This window comes from Acinetobacter sp. AKBS16, from assembly GCF_002899995.1.
In the GTDB taxonomy this organism is placed as follows: domain Bacteria; phylum Pseudomonadota; class Gammaproteobacteria; order Pseudomonadales; family Moraxellaceae; genus Acinetobacter; species Acinetobacter baumannii.
The window spans coordinates 57,025-72,324 of the sequence record NZ_POYH01000007.1 but is presented as its reverse complement, the minus strand read 5'-3'; the positions used below and the strand labels follow the sequence as shown (position 1 = coordinate 72,324).

Below are 15,300 nucleotides of genomic sequence, written 5' to 3'. Positions count from 1 at the left end.
TGTTAATCACTATTATTTGGTGGGGTTAATAGTCAGACAAAGATTGGCTTTCTAAATGAAATGCACTGTTTTCTTTAGGCAATTGAGCTACTTGATCATATTCAAGATGGCGGAATGGCCCTGCCTTTAAACCTGAAATTGTGATGGCCATTTCTTTTCGAAAATAAGGAATTTGATACATCCAAGGGAAAACTAAATCTCTTAAACCTCCCGCCCACCAATGGTCAGATTGATAAAGTGGTGTTAGTAAGCGACTAAGAAATTGATAAAACTGGGTAGATGAACCGCGAAGCTGGTGATAATGCTGCCAGAGCAGGGACCAATCAATATTCTGGTTTTTTTGAGCATGTCGCAATGATTGAGAAAAAGCCCAAGCATCTAATAATGCCATATTGGCCCCTTGTCCCAACTGTGGGCTCATCGCATGAGCTGCATCTCCAATTACCCCAATTCGACCTTGACCAAATTGAGTCATGACGACATCACGATAGTTTGCAGATAGCCATTTGGGCTGAGTTTGACTGATATACAAAATTTCTTTGAGCCACTCTGCAACTTTGGGCCAACGTTCTGTGACTTGCTTTAACCAAGCTTGTTTAGCCTGCTCATCTTGCAAAAAGCTTTGTAATTGTGGCGTAGGTAAGCTCCAAAAAACACTTGAAAGGCGCTGTTGAGGTTCGGTTGGAATCGCTCCCGTAGGAAGAATTCCCATCATAATTTTCGAGCGATCATAAAATTGATGCAGAATTTCAGGATCGAGGACTTGGCACTCGGGCACGATACTCCACGCAGCCCCCCAAGGATAAGCTTTGTCAACCTTTACCCATGCTTTAGGACGTAATTGACTACGAGCACCATTGGCAATGAGTAGGCCATCAAAGCAAGCATCAAACTTTTGGTTTTGATGACTGCCGAATAGCCGAACTTCATCGTTATGTTCTACAAAACTTTCAACGGAATGATTCATGCACCAAGTAATCTGGCTTGAATATTCGCTAAGTTTTTGAGTGAGAACGTGACATAAAGTGGCTCGGTGTATACCTAGACCATAAAGATTTGTTGATGCTTCGCGATAGTGACTGTTAACTAAAAGACGCTTGTCTGGAAGTTGTCCTTCTAAGCCTGTGACTTTCGCACCTAAGGTTAGGGCTTTGTCGAGCACACCTAAGTGCTCAAATACGGCTAAGCCCGCAGGTTGTAGCAGTAAACCTGCACCTACTGGAGATAACTCATCAACTTGTTCAAAAATAGTAACGTGGTTGCCTTCACGGGCGAGCAAAATCGCAGTGGCTAAACCTGCCGTGCCTGCACCAATAATGGCAAAATGAGGTGTTTTCATTGTTTGTTCTTTTCAAGCATTCATAAAACTAAATTTAGCAATGAACGGATAATCGATCTATATTTTTTTAAATTATAAGTTTTACCCATAAAAAAATCCCTTGCATGCGCAAGGGACTTGGAAGTTATTTCAATACACGCCAAAGCGCCAATAAGCTGCTCAACACAATCAAAATAATAGATACAAACCAAGGGCTAATAATCGCAATAGTTAGCAAAATCAGCATAGTACTGCCAAACATCCAGCTACGACGTTGTTGGTGTTCCATTTGTAAACGAAGCTGTTGAATTTCACGTAACTGACGGTCTTGCCAAGCAGACTGATTTTTTAAACCATTTAAGCTATCAATAATTAAACTTGGGAAATCTTGAGCGCCTAAAAGCAGATCAGGTAATTGCTGACCAAGCTCTTTTACATTTTTGACTGGGTTCATATTAGATTTGACCCATTCTGTCAAAATTGGTTTTGCCAATTTCCAGATGTCGAGCTGCGGATAAAGGTCCGTACCTAGGCCTTCTACATGCACTAAAGTTTTGAGTAGTAGCATGAGCTGTGGCGGGATTTCTAAATGGAAGCGACGGGCAATATCCATCACTTGAATTAAGATACCCGCAAAATCAAGTTGATCCATTGGTTTAGACACCATTGGCCCAACAGTGCGGCGCATTTCACGTGCTAACGCGTCTTGATCTGTACCCGGTGGAATCCAGCCAGCTTGATGCACAATTTGAATGAGCTGCATAAAGTTGCTGTTCATGACAGCAAGCAACATGCGGGCAACCGTCATTTGGTCGTGCTTAGAAAGCTCACCCATAATTGCACAGTCCAGTGCAATAAAGCGTGGATTGCTTGGGTTGATGGTTTCTACAAAGACATTGCCGGGGTGCATGTCGGCATGGAAAAAGTTATCGCGGAATACTTGCGTAAAGAAAATGGTTAACCCTTTTTCTGCAAGTTGTGCGCGGTCCATACCTAAACGGTCAAAGGTTGCCGTATCTGAAATAGGGACACCGGTAATACGCTCAGCCACCATGACATCTTTGGTGTCCATGTAGACTTCTGGCACATACATCATGGTTGAACCAGTGAAGTAATGGCGCATACGACGGGTGTTATCTGCCTCAATACTCAAGTCCAGCTCATTTAAAATGATTTGGCGGTAGTCTTGAATAATTTCAGATAAATGTAATGCACGGGCAGCTTCAAGACGACTTTCTAAGGTGTTGCCTAGCCAAGCCAGAATTTCAAAGTCTTGTAAAATCTGGCTACGAATGTCTGGACGAGTAACTTTAACAACAACTTCACGTCCATCATGTAGCGCCGCTGTATGGACTTGTGCAATTGAGGCTGCTGCAAGTGGTTGATCATCAAAGCGGGCAAACAGTGTATTTACGTCTGCCTTTAAAGAATCTTGAATACGTTGTTTGGCAACTTCTCCATCAAAAGGTTTGACCTGATCTTGAAGTAAAACCAGTTGGGCGAGTATTTCAGGTGGAATCAAATCACGGCGGGTTGACAGGAGTTGTCCAAGCTTAATTGCAAGCGGCCCCATATCTTCTAAAGCTTCTTTAAGCTTTAAAGGATTTTTACGTTCACGACTAGACCATGCTGCCGGATGCATTTTTATAATGTTCAATGCATGCTTAGCTTTAACAGGTAATTCATCCGCAGGGAACAACGTATCGAGTCTATAGTGCGCTGCAATACGCCAAAGTTCGAGTAAACGTGAAACGTGCGGAATCATATAAAGTCTTACCTAGTCTTGAGTGGGTTGTAGTTGTGCATTGAGCTGCTGCAATTTAGCTTCTAGACGATCAATGTCTTGATTAAGCTTACGCGTAGCCTGATTTAAATCGTCCATTTCCCAACGTGGGGCAAATAAACCGCTGTCTTCTTTTAAGGCATCTTCAGCAAAAAATAGATGACTTTGAAGAGAGCGTTTTAAATGTTTTGGTGCAAGTTGAATCTTACCGATTTCGTGAGCGAGTTGAGGACCAACCCATTTTGATAGATGCGCAGCTAAATCAGGTTCAGCTTGCTGCATAATTTTTTGAATATCCTGCAAGAGGTGATAATCACCTTGAAGCGGGATATTACCAATCTGGTCTGGATCGCTTAATAATAATTTGATCAGTTCAACCACATCTTTGACATGCAAAGTTGCAGTGGCTTCAGAAATTTTAAATTGTGGATCAAAAGGGCGCTGCTCAAAAATAGATGGCTTTTCACTGTGCCCTGTAACGGTAGGTTCAAGACGTACTTTTTCTTGGTCAAAGAATACATCAACAGAAAGTTGCGGGCTATCGATGATAACACGCAACATTTTGCCCTGTAGCTGATTGAGCTGAATGCGGGTTAATGCATCCAGATCGATCAGATGATGAATGATACGTTCGACTGCACCGAGTGCCAGAATCGACCACATATCGTTATCCCTTACAATTTAAAACCGCGGTGAACAGCAACAATACCGCCAGTCAGGTTGTGATAATCACAATTCTGGAAGCCAGCATTTTCCATCATCCCTTTTAAGGTACGTTGGTCTGGGTGCATGCGAATTGATTCAGCCAAGTACTTATAACTTTCTGAGTCATTAGCAACCAATTTACCCATAATCGGTAAAGCAGTGAATGAGTAGAGGTCATAAAGTTTTGAGAATGGCTCAAATACTGGTTTAGAGAACTCAAGAACAAGTAAACGGCCACCCGGCTTAAGTACACGGAACATAGAAGCAAGCGCTGCGTCTTTATCTGTCACGTTACGTAAACCAAAGCTAATGGTTACAAGGTCAAAGCTGTTGTCTGCAAAAGGTTCTAAAGTTTCTGCATTGGCAAGTACAAAATCGACATTGGTACAGCCTGCATCAATTAGACGATCACGGCCAACATTGAGCATAGATTCGTTAATGTCTGAAAGTACCACATGACCCTGCGGGCCAACTTCACGGCTAAATACTTTTGCTAAGTCGCCTGTACCACCAGCAATGTCTAACACATGTTGACCACGGCGAACACCAGACATGTTAATTGCAAAGCGTTTCCATAAACGGTGAATACCAAATGACATCAAGTCATTCATAAGGTCATATTTGCTTGCAACCGAGTGGAAAACTTCAGCAACTTTTTGTGCTTTGTCTTCAGTTCGAACTGTTGAATAACCAAAGTGTGTTGTTTCACCAACGTTGCCAGTGTTGCCTGCACCACGTGGTAAATTGTATTTCGGTACAGAACCGCTAACAGGTGTATCTGTTAAGGTTTGCTGTAAAGATTGTTGTTGCCCTTGAGGGGTACCTTGAGGTAACGGTGAGCTTAGGAATGGGCTAACTTTGTCTGAACTTTGTGCCTGCTCAGTTGGAGATGTTGGCTTTTGGTTTTCGTTAGACATATTGTCTCTCCTAGACTCAAACTCAAGTGAAACGGAATAAGTTCTGCATGATGACAGATTTTGTCTATTTTTACAGGCATCATCATGCAAATATAATGAATAAAATCTCAACTTCGTGAGGTTGAGTTTTTTCTATGTGCCGACCTTATCACACTCTAAACGGATTCGGATGTCCTGAATGTACTTTTTCAACAATCTGGCGTTCTTTTTCCGTAAAAGTTTTAATAAAGGCCTCAGCCGATTTTAAAGGTTTCATTGCGCTAAAACCATCTTGAATAAAATCATACATCAATTCGAAGTGATATTTTTGTGCAATACCTTTACACATTTTAAAAGCAGTAAACATCATAAATGAACGCATGTATTTATCGAGTGCTGCTCCTAAATCGTCAAGAAGGGCAAGCTGCTGGTAACGGGCTTCGGCCTGATCAAGCTTGATTAAGGTTAAGCGCATGATCTCGTCGGTAAGTACAGTATCTGCCGGATAGTCTTCAAGAAGCTGCATTGCTACTTGTTCATCAAGTTGAGTGGCAAGTACAGCCAAACTTACCGACTTTGTACCTGTCTTAATTGCGTTTTCAGGTAAAACCTTTTCTGCTTTATGTGCATATTTCAATAAACGTTCAATTTGTGCTGCAAGTGCATCGAACTCTGGTCCACCATATAAACGGTTTAAAAAGTACTGAGCCATCAGTTTGTGTTCTGGCATATTAAAAAAGTCGTGATGCGTCTCTTTCATCCGTTCTTTTAGCCATGTTTGTACATCTTGCAAACGTTGGGCAAGCACTGGATTGTCGTGATAATTAAATGTTTTATATTGTTGTAAAAGTTCATCAAAAGCAGCGAGTTTAGACATGTAAGGCTCTAATATTGGGCTATTTACAAAAAATCATAAGAGGCATTGTAACCTTCTACTATGGCGAGTAGATGTAAAAAAAATGATTTATGCGTCAATTTTCAGGTTAAATCGTGTTGCAATGACATAATTTGTATAGCAATTCATCACCCAAGCGCATAAGTTAAATAATGGCGAAATTAAATAAAAAGATTAGAGCAGTGGACCATGAGTGAACAACAACCAAAATTTGAAATACGAGACGAAGAACAGCTTTCAGTTGATTTAATTGAAGCACAATATGCTTTAAAAGAAAGCCGAGGGAAACCCAATGCCAAAAGCACACTCATTTTAATGAGTGGTATCGAGTTAGCTGGAAAAGGGGAAGCGGTTAAACAGCTTCGTGAGTGGCTAGATCCAAGATATCTGCGGGTAAAAGCAGATGCACCACGTGTGCTGACAGACTCTGAAGCATTCTGGCAGTCTTATTCAGCATTTATTCCGACCGAAGGCCAAATTGTGGTGATGTTTGGCAACTGGTATAGCGATTTGTTGGTTACGGCAACTCATGTGTCAGAACCTTTGGATGATGCGCGTTTTGATGCCTATGTTGAAAATATGCGGGCATTTGAGCAAGATTTAAAAAATAACTATGTCGATGTCATTAAGGTCTGGTTTGATCTTTCATGGAAATCACTACAAAAACGTTTAGACAAAATAGACCCGTCAGAGCAACATTGGCATAAGCTTCATGGCCTAGACTGGCGTAATAAAAAACAATATGACACTTTGCAAAAGTTACGCCGTCGCTTTACCGACGATTGGTACATTATTGATGGTGAAGATGAAAAACAGCGTGATCAATTTTTTGCTCAGTATCTTTTACAACACATGCGTCAGCTGCCTGAACATGAAACTGAAGTCAAAGGTAAATGGCAACAGGCAAAAATTCCTGAGAGTTTATTAAAACCTGCTCAGGAAAAAATGGATAAAGCCGAATATAAAAAAGAGCTTGATAAACTCAGTAAAAAAATTGCCGATACCATGCGCTTTGATAAACGCAATGTGGTGATTGCATTTGAAGGGATGGATGCTGCGGGTAAAGGGGGAGCTATCAAGCGAATTGTTAAAAACTTAGACCCGCGTGAATATGATATTCACTGTATTGGGGCGCCTGAACGTTTCGAAGCAAGACACCCGTATTTGTGGCGTTTTTGGAATCGTATTAATGAAGCTGAAAAAATTACCATTTTTGACCGTACCTGGTATGGCCGTGTGCTGGTAGAGCGTGTTGAAGGATTTGCTTCACCTATTGAATGGCAAAGGGCATATGACGAAATCAATCGCTTTGAAAAAGACTTATTTGATAGTCAAACGATTGTGGTAAAAATTTGGCTGGCAATTAGTAAAGATGAGCAAGAGCAACGTTTTAAAGCCAGAGAAGAGACACCGCACAAACGCTTTAAAATTACTGCCGAAGATTGGCGTAACCGTGATAAGTGGGATGATTATTTAAAGGCGGCCGCAGATATGTTTGAGCGGACCAGTACCGAATATGCGCCTTGGTATATTGTCGCAACAGACGATAAATATACTGCACGCTTGGAAGTGTTAAGAGCTATTTTAAAACAGCTGAGAGCAGATTAAACTCTCAGCCGTAAGTTGGATTTTAGTTTACAACCGCGCCACGACTTTTTTGTTGAATACGTTTAGCAAGGTTGTAGCTGTCATTAAGATGAGTTTGGGCTATTTTTTTCATCATAAAATAGCCTAAACTTGCTGCGACAAGTTGCCCACCTAGTGGAACGAATTTTGTCACTTGTTTGGTAACAATCTTTCCAAAGAAACCGTTAAAGGTTTTTTTAACGGTAGTGCGAGCGACCACAAAGCCTGAAAATTGAAAGCCGCGTTTTCGTAATTCATCCCAGTGAATTGTTTTTGTTTTTGGATCATAGACACTGACATGTTCAGGCGCTAAACCAAAACGGGAATTAATATCGGGAATAAGCTGTGACAAAATTCCCAAATCTACTACCACGTCAAAAAAAGGAATGGGTACAATTGCTGCACCAGCAGAGACGTAAGCTCTTTTCTGAATGAGTTCTTGGCACTCATCGCGAATTTGTTCCAGATTTAGGCTAGGATCAATATAGTCAGGAATGTTATCAATTTTCATAATGTTTTACCTGTAATGTGTTCCTTGAAGGTGCCTTGCCAACACAAGGTAAGTGACACCTAAAATGAGATTATGCTGTGTTTAAACCAACGTGACATAGTCAGATTCAGTTGTATAGTAATGAATGTTTATGATTTTGTGCATAAATTATGCGAGTAGGATATGAAATAAATGGGTATCCATGTTATTCAAAGTCAACGTATTGATGTGTTGTTGCAGGGCGTACTGGCATCTACGTCCCAGCCGTCAACGCATCCATTACAGGTTTTGAAAGCCCAGCATTTCATTGTGCCAAGTCCTGCCATCGAGCAATGGCTGATACAAAAACTTGCAGAACAGCAAGGAATGAGTGCCAATTACCAGTTTCACCAACGTGTGCGCGGGTTTCAATGGTATGCCTATCAACAGGTCCTCACGGCGCATAAGGAACAGGTTCGTAAAGCCAATATTCCACGCTTGATTTTTAAATGGCGTGTACATCAAGCCTTACAGGAATTTATTCAGCCTGATGTTATGAGCATAGATAGCTCTCATCCACTGCATTCTATTGTTCAACGTATTTATGACAGCGCAGATCGGCTTGAACAAGGTATTGAGAAGCAACTAAAAAAACAAAAAATGTTGTATTGGGTTGCTGAGCAGGTTGCCGATTTATTTAGTAACTACATGGTCTATCGGGGACAGTGCCAGCGTGGTTGTGAAAATATGTGTACTTGTCCAAATAACTGGTTAGCAGCATGGGGACAAGGGCGATCACTCGATATCGAAAAGTATATTGCCCATAAAGATAAAGAAGTTTCGGCATTTACTTTGCAGCAAACCCAAGAGTTAGAACGTTGGCAGCGCTGGTTATGGCAGCAGCATTTTCATGATGATTTTATGCAAATGCAGCAAATTGACGAATTATTCTGGCAGGAATTAGAACATCCTGAGCGCCAGAAGAAAGCACTGTCTCGTTTGCCACAGCAAATTGTCATTTTTACTTTACTGGATTTACCACCCAGCCAGCTTCAGTTTTTGCGCCGTTTAGGGCAATACATTGATGTGTTGATTTTGCACTATAACCCTTCGCAAGAATATTGGGCTGATAGTGTCGACCCACTCTGGAAACAGCGCTATGACTTAGGGGTAAAAGAGCGTTTTATAGCAAAGAACCCCCAAGCGACCGATGCGGAAATTGCCGATTTCTTTAATAAATTTACGCTTAATTTTAATGCTGAGGCGCGTGAGTCAAGACATCCACTGTTAACAAGATTGGGTAAACAAGCCCGCGACCACTTCTCATTACTCTCAAACTTGTCTACAGGTGAAGAAGGTAAGTGGGTGGATGCTTTTGTCGATGATTTTCCTGAAAGTTTACTTGGCAAAGTTCAGTCAGATATTTTGCACTTGGTGGAACCCCAAGCAAAGCAGTATGAACTTGCCCCTAACGATGACTCAATTCAGATTCATGTCTGCCACTCGACATTACGGCAACTTGAAGTATTGAAAGAACAATTGATTGGCTGGTTGGCAAAACCGCACGAACAGCCGCGTCGTCCAAATGATATTTTGGTTTTAGTTCCTAATTTGGCAGAAGTAGAGCCTTTAATACGAAGTGTTTTTCCTGCTACAGCGACTGAGCAAGGTGTGCATTTGCCTGTCAAAATAGCAGGTATTGCCTCACTCGATGCACTTAATGCATGGCGTGCCGTGATTGGGCGTATTCACCTTATGCAAGGGCGATTTAGCTTTGATGAGTTTGCTGACTGGCTTGGTTTATACGTGACTCAACAGCGTTATGCACTTGAATATGCTCAAGTAGAGCGAATTTTAACTTTACTTGCTGATGCAGGGTTTAAACGTGGACTTGATGCAGAGCATCTGAAACGTAGTTTATGTGACGGCGATGATGATTATCGATATAGCTTTAAATTTGCTTTAGAGCGGTTAGCGCTCGGCATAGCAATTCCCGAACATGCTACATTTAATCAGGTGCTGAGTTACGCTAAGGTTCAACCGGGCGATTTTGAGCTTATTGGTACGCTCATTCAGATTTATCAAGATTTAAATGAACGCCGTGACTGGCTCATTATGCATGAGCAGAAAAAAAGTCATACGGTGGAATACTGGCTGCAAATACTCTCGCAAGATATTATCGAGTTTGAGCAGGCCGGTGTGGCTGCTTTAAAAACTGCGCGGGAAATTGTAAAAAAACAAGAGCGTATGTTAACGCTCGCAAGCTACTATGCCGAGACAGAAACAGGCACCTTGCGTAAAATCACCTTGCCTTTGCCTTATATTCTAGATGAGATTCAGCGAACTTTAGAAAATCAAACGGCTCAAGCTGAACCGACTGGACAGATTACCTTTGCCCAGATTGGACAAATTCGTCCTTTGCCTTATCGTTTAATTGTGATGTTGAACCTTGATGCAGGGCAGTTTCCAAACCGTGATACCCATGTGCCATTTGATTTGATGGATGCCTTACGTCAACAATTAGGTGACCGTTCCCGTCTTGAGGATGACCAAGGTGCTTTCTTAGATGCCTTACTTTTAGCTCAAGAAAACTTATGGCTGTTTTATAACGGCTTTGATGTCAATGACGGTGAGGTGAGAGATCCTTCTAGTATTCTTCAAGAGTTCCGTGAGCATCTTGCACTTATTGTAAAGCCAGAACCAAATGCACCCGATCGAGAAGTGATTGAAGGTATTGAAATTCCCTCTCAATTAAAACAGCTCTATCACTTACATTATTTACAGCCGTTTGATCCTAAAGGTTTTATGGCCGAGAACCGCTATATTCGTTATCAAGATCACTGGTTTAACGTGGCGATGCAAATTCAGCAAGCTTCCGGTGTTCTTAAGCCTTGGGCAAATATATCTTATCCTTTAGAAATACCTGACATGTTGGTTTTAGACAGCCATCAGTGGATACAGGATGTGACTTTCCCCGCACGCTTATATTTAAAAACTTTGGGCGTAGAAAACTTAGGAAATGTAAGCGTATTAGATCAGAATGAACCTTTGCTTTTAGATGGTTTGGGACGTTATACCATTCGACATTTTTTACAGCAAAACGAACAACAGGCACAGCCTGAAGTCCTACTTGATCAGTTGCCTGTAGGCAAAGTTCAATACAGCGCATGGCAACAGGGCATTTTTGAGCAGGAATGTTTGCTTGAGCGCCTTCATCATTATGCGCCAGCCGTGACACAAACGACTCAGCGTGTGTGGCGAATTGCCAAACAGCTACATATGAATATTACGGTGCCAAAATCTGAAACTCAGGATTGGGTCAGCATGGAAGCATCAAGTGCTCGGGCAAAAAGACGTGCAAAAGTCTGGTTAGAGTACCTGCTTTGGTTGGCCTATTTAAATGAAGGAAGTGCAGGAGCTGAAAGACGCCGCATTGTGGTTTTTAGTGACCAAACCGTCATCTGTAAGGGTATTAGTTCAGAGCAAGCTCGGCAGTATTTACAACCGTGGTTTAAAATCTGGCGTTATGCTCAACAGCAGCCACTCGTGTTACCAGCAGCTTTATTATTAAAGCCACTTGAAAAAGCCAAGGCATATCAGTGGGAAACAACAAATCCGACAGAAAAAATAAAACTGGATGAGAAGAGCTATGCGGAGCTGTTAAAATACTGGAATGAAACGGGGACATTTACCTCTATCGATATGACACAAAATGAAGCGTGTAAGTTACATCAAGACTGGCGTTTCATTTTGCAAGAACAAGATGCACAAGCATTACTTCAACATGCTTGTGATGAGTTTGCCTATGACCTGTATCATCCGGTTTTTCAATTTCAACATTCGGAGTAAGGCATGAACTCAAGAGTACAGGTGTCTTATCAACCTATTATTGATATTGAATTTAGTGGACTGCATTTAATTGAGGCTTCGGCGGGTACCGGGAAAACCTATACACTGTCGAGTTTAATGGTTCGTATTTTTCTTGAGAAATATTTACCGGGCCAAGTCATTGCGACCACCTTTACCCGTGCGGCTGCGGCTGAGTTAAAAAGCCGAATTCGTGCACGTTTGGTCGAAACCTACCGTTACTTAGATGCCAAGCGGAGCTTGACTGAAAAAGAGATTCTTTTGCAGGCCGAGCAAGAATCTGACTTATTACTCCAACATGTTCTCAAGCATTTTGCGACACGTATTGCCTATGCCTGTGAGCGTTTAAAGCTCGTTATCGATCAGTTAGATGAGCTGTTTGTCGGAACACTTGATAGCTTTAGCCAAAAGCTATTACGTGAGTTTGCCTTTGAAAGTGGCAAAATTGAACGTGCTCAAATTACCGATGATGCTAAAACCTATAGCCGACAACTGATTCATGATGTTTTACGTGAATGGATACAGTCTCAGCCTCAAACCGTGATTGATGCGTTGTATCTGGCAGGTGAGTTAAAAAGTGTCGACAGTTTTGTCAAACTGGTCGAAGACTCACTGAATTTTAGTTCGGCTCACTTTAAACTTCCCGAAAAGCCTACCATTCAGTTTGAACAGCTTGCTCAGCTCAAACAGCTGGCAGCAGAAATTGATATCAGTCTTCTAGAACCATATTACTCGCTTGATGGCGAACACTATAAACATGTAAGCGGCACAATATTTCGTAATGGAGCATTTAATAAGTTATTTAGTGAATGTTTGCCACAGTTATTACAAGTTTTAAAGCAAAGCGACAGTATTTTAGTTTTTGATGGGTCTTTGGCAGTACAACGGGAACTCGTTTTTAAGTTTTTAGGCCAACTTGCCGATCAGAAAGTTTTCAAGAAATGTCCTGCCGAAATTTCGGATGGATTTTATCAGCATCCTTGTATTCAACAGATTCAGCAGTTGTTTGGTGTGCTGAAAAACTATGCTGAACAGTTCGATCAGCTTCATATTTATTTAAAAGCCTATTTGTGTGTAGAGGTTAAAAAACGTTTACCACAGGTTTTACAAAACAAGGGCGAGACGACTTTTTCTCAGCAAATTCGCACTTTGTCAGAAGCTTTAAAGGGCGAGCAGGGGCAACGTTTCGCCGTATTTGTGCAGGCTCGATACCCCTTAATTTTGGTTGATGAGTTTCAAGACACCAACCAAGACCAAGATGACATGCTTGCCAGCATTTGGCGTCATCCAGAACGTTACCAAAAAGGTTGCATGATTATGGTGGGTGACCGTAAGCAGGCAATTTACGGTTTCCGTGGTGGGGATATGCTCACCTTCTTGAATGCCTACAAAGATATTCAGGCAAAGCATGGTCGCGAATATAAGTTAATTCATAACCACCGTTCAGTCGCTGACTTGGTTGAAGTGGTTGATGCCTTATTTCAAAGGCAAATCGACTTTGGTGAACAGGTTCAATATGACCCGATTCGGGCAGGGACTCGACCTCATCCGGTTTTAATTGATCAAAACCAGCCTAATCCGCATCCTTTACGTTGGCTCATGCTAAAAGACAAGGAAACGGAAGCACAGCAAGTCGCGTGGAAAATACGTGATTTACTCAATCAGTCACATGCAGGACAACTTTATTTTCAAAAAGATGCTCAGACTCAAATCTTAAATGAAGATGATATTGCGGTCTTGTCGCGTAATCATGATGGTCTTGATAAAGTTCAATTTGAATTAGAACGTTTAGGAATACGAGTTAATCGGCCATCAAAACGAAGTGTTTTTGATTGCACAATTGCTCAGGATGTTGGAGCCTTACTCACTGCGATTCTTCATCCTTACGATGAGGCCAAAGTGAAACGAGCTTTGATTAGCCGTTTATTTGCTATGGACCTTAAACAGCTGTTGCAACTCGAACAAACGGCCGAAGGTTTAAGCCAGTTTATGACGGGTTTTGATACTATTCGGGAATTGTGGTCAGCTCAGGGCTTTTTAGTAGCATGGCAGCAATGTTTAAACCAATTTGGCATTTGGAAAAATCTGGTTGCTGTCCAGAGTAAAGATAATGAGCGGGTTGTGGTGAACTTGCGTCATTTGACCGAAATTTTGAGCCAACATAGCGAGAAATATCAGGGCGCGCAAAATCTCTATCACTGGTATCTCAAGCAATTACAATCACCGCTTGATCGTGAATGGGAGTTAGAGCGTAGATTGTCGAGTGAAGCTGGCGTGCAGCTCATGACCATTCACCAGTCAAAAGGTCTTGAGTTTAAAATTGTCTTTTTGCTCGGGGCCGACAAGCCATTTCGGGAAAATAACAAAACACTTAACTTCTCGACCCAAGATATAACGGTTCCGGAGTCGACTCAAACTTTAACACAACGTGTTGTTGCGATTGCCGATAAAACATATTTAAACGAAAATGAGTTGAAGCAGCATGAAGAACGGGCTTTGGCGGAACAAAACCGTCTATGGTACGTTGCTTTAACCCGGGCAAGTCATCGTGTTTATGCGCTCTTACAAGATACAGATGGCAAGTCTGTTTCAGGTTTGGCATTTTGGAAAAACAGAGCTGAACCATTCCAGCACCGTTGTTGTACCGATGAAATAATTTTGGAGCAACCACCTGCTGCAAGACATTTAAATCAACACATCAATATTATTGAGATACAGGCGCAGCATTTTCCTGATCAGCGCTTTTATTCGAGAGGAAAAACCAGTTTTAGTTATCTGGCACAGCATTTAAGACATAAAGTAGGTACAGATTTACTCGCGAGTCAGAGCCATGAAGCTGTTTTGGCCGAAGATGAACTCGATCAGGTTATTTCTGTTGAGGCGCCCGCAGCACAGCCAATTAACTGGATCAAAAGCAATTTTCCGAGAGGGACGCTCGCAGGTAATTTCTTACATGAAATTTTTGAGCATATTGATTTTCAATGTTCAGATGAGTGGGTAAGTGAAATACGCCGTCGTTTTAAAAATGACTACAGTAGTTTGTGGCAAGATTTATTAATCAAATACCAAGAAAGCTTTCCCGAAGAACAAGAAGCGGAATATTCGCTTTATCACGCTGTAGCCGAATGGTTGCAAGAGATTTTAAGCACGCCGTTATATCAAGGTTTTCGTTTAAATCAGTTGCAACCAGAACACTATTTATCAGAGTGTCCTTTTTATTTGGCCCTGTCAGATCGTGTACTAGCCATGAAACGTATTCAGCAGCTGTTTGCTGAATATGGTATGGAAATGCCAGAGTTATTAGAGGCTCGTTCTGCACGATATTTAAATGGTTCGATAGACTTGGTTTATTTTGATGGGCAGTGTTATCACATTGCTGACTATAAGAGTAACTATTTGGGTGAGAACCTTGCTGATTACAGTGTAGAAAGTATTGCACAAAGTATGTCTTTAGCCAGCTATTGGCTACAAGCAGGCCTGTATTTGGTTGCGTTACATCGTTATTTAAAAGTCAAAATGCAGAATTATGATATTGAACAACACTTAGGTGGGGCGACTTATCTTTACTTGCGCGGTATGAATGGCGAAGCTGAGCAGGGTTATTATTATTGGCAGCCAAGTACAGAATTTGTTCTACGACTCGATGCTATTTTAGGGTACTTTGCTGAGGATAAAATTGCATAAAAAATGCTGATAAAAGATCTAATTTTAGAATTAACAAACACTTGGGGTGTGGATAAG

9 protein-coding genes are annotated in these 15,300 nt (G+C 41.5%); 3 read left to right on the top strand and 6 right to left on the bottom strand.

Annotated elements, in window-relative coordinates; all coding sequences use genetic code 11:
- Positions 1-25: 25 nt before the first annotated feature.
- From C1642_RS01125 to C1642_RS01105, 5 genes are all read right to left on the bottom strand, one after another.
- A complete protein-coding gene (locus C1642_RS01125) occupies positions 26-1,339 on the bottom strand; it encodes an FAD-dependent oxidoreductase (RefSeq protein WP_103235787.1) in 1,314 nt (437 codons plus the stop codon).
- Between the two features lie 124 nt (positions 1,340-1,463).
- Positions 1,464-3,083, bottom strand: a complete 1,620-nt coding sequence (locus tag C1642_RS01120; RefSeq protein ID WP_000612218.1) for an ABC1 kinase family protein — start codon at positions 3,081-3,083, stop codon at positions 1,464-1,466.
- Positions 3,084-3,095: 12 nt separating this feature from the next.
- Positions 3,096-3,764: a ubiquinone biosynthesis accessory factor UbiJ gene (locus C1642_RS01115; RefSeq protein WP_000269705.1), complete on the bottom strand. Its 669-nt coding sequence runs from the start codon at positions 3,762-3,764 to the stop codon at positions 3,096-3,098.
- A gap of 11 nt (positions 3,765-3,775) precedes the next feature.
- Positions 3,776-4,723 carry a bifunctional demethylmenaquinone methyltransferase/2-methoxy-6-polyprenyl-1,4-benzoquinol methylase UbiE gene (ubiE, locus tag C1642_RS01110; protein ID WP_000064213.1) on the bottom strand — a complete coding sequence of 316 codons (948 nt, stop codon included), beginning with the start codon at positions 4,721-4,723 and terminating at the stop codon, positions 3,776-3,778.
- 148 nt (positions 4,724-4,871) lie between these two features.
- Complete coding sequence (locus C1642_RS01105) at positions 4,872-5,579, bottom strand: FFLEELY motif protein (protein ID WP_103235786.1); 708 nt, start codon at positions 5,577-5,579, stop codon at positions 4,872-4,874.
- Positions 5,580-5,786: 207 nt separating this feature from the next.
- Here C1642_RS01105 and C1642_RS01100 point away from each other — a divergent pair, with 207 nt between their 5' ends.
- Positions 5,787-7,205 carry a polyphosphate--AMP phosphotransferase gene (locus C1642_RS01100; RefSeq protein WP_000003544.1) on the top strand — a complete coding sequence of 473 codons (1,419 nt, stop codon included), beginning with the start codon at positions 5,787-5,789 and terminating at the stop codon, positions 7,203-7,205.
- Positions 7,206-7,227: 22 nt separating this feature from the next.
- Here the strand turns inward: C1642_RS01100 and C1642_RS01095 are convergent, their stop codons facing one another.
- Entirely contained in the window at positions 7,228-7,734 is a 507-nt protein-coding gene (locus C1642_RS01095; RefSeq protein ID WP_000687235.1) for a hypothetical protein, read from the bottom strand.
- 171 nt (positions 7,735-7,905) lie between these two features.
- Here C1642_RS01095 and C1642_RS01090 point away from each other — a divergent pair, with 171 nt between their 5' ends.
- Positions 7,906-11,541, top strand: coding sequence for an exodeoxyribonuclease V subunit gamma (locus tag C1642_RS01090; RefSeq protein ID WP_103235785.1), 3,636 nt, complete (start codon positions 7,906-7,908; stop codon positions 11,539-11,541).
- 3 nt (positions 11,542-11,544) lie between these two features.
- Positions 11,545-15,243, top strand: coding sequence for a UvrD-helicase domain-containing protein (locus C1642_RS01085; protein ID WP_213064243.1), 3,699 nt, complete (start codon positions 11,545-11,547; stop codon positions 15,241-15,243).
- The last annotated feature ends 57 nt before the right edge of the window (positions 15,244-15,300 follow it).

What these genes read in the sequence shown, in the direction of transcription:
- C1642_RS01125 (WP_103235787.1), bottom strand. Translation starts at nt 1,339, where the DNA reads ATGAAAACACCTCATTTTGCCATTATTGGTGCAGGCACGGCAGGTTTA.
- C1642_RS01120 (WP_000612218.1), bottom strand. Translation starts at nt 3,083, where the DNA reads ATGATTCCGCACGTTTCACGTTTACTCGAACTTTGGCGTATTGCAGCG.
- C1642_RS01115 (WP_000269705.1), bottom strand. Translation starts at nt 3,764, where the DNA reads ATGTGGTCGATTCTGGCACTCGGTGCAGTCGAACGTATCATTCATCAT.
- ubiE (WP_000064213.1), bottom strand. Translation starts at nt 4,723, where the DNA reads ATGTCTAACGAAAACCAAAAGCCAACATCTCCAACTGAGCAGGCACAA.
- C1642_RS01105 (WP_103235786.1), bottom strand. Translation starts at nt 5,579, where the DNA reads ATGTCTAAACTCGCTGCTTTTGATGAACTTTTACAACAATATAAAACA.
- C1642_RS01100 (WP_000003544.1), top strand. Translation starts at nt 5,787, where the DNA reads ATGAGTGAACAACAACCAAAATTTGAAATACGAGACGAAGAACAGCTT.
- C1642_RS01095 (WP_000687235.1), bottom strand. Translation starts at nt 7,734, where the DNA reads ATGAAAATTGATAACATTCCTGACTATATTGATCCTAGCCTAAATCTG.
- C1642_RS01090 (WP_103235785.1), top strand. Translation starts at nt 7,906, where the DNA reads ATGGGTATCCATGTTATTCAAAGTCAACGTATTGATGTGTTGTTGCAG.
- C1642_RS01085 (WP_213064243.1), top strand. Translation starts at nt 11,545, where the DNA reads ATGAACTCAAGAGTACAGGTGTCTTATCAACCTATTATTGATATTGAA.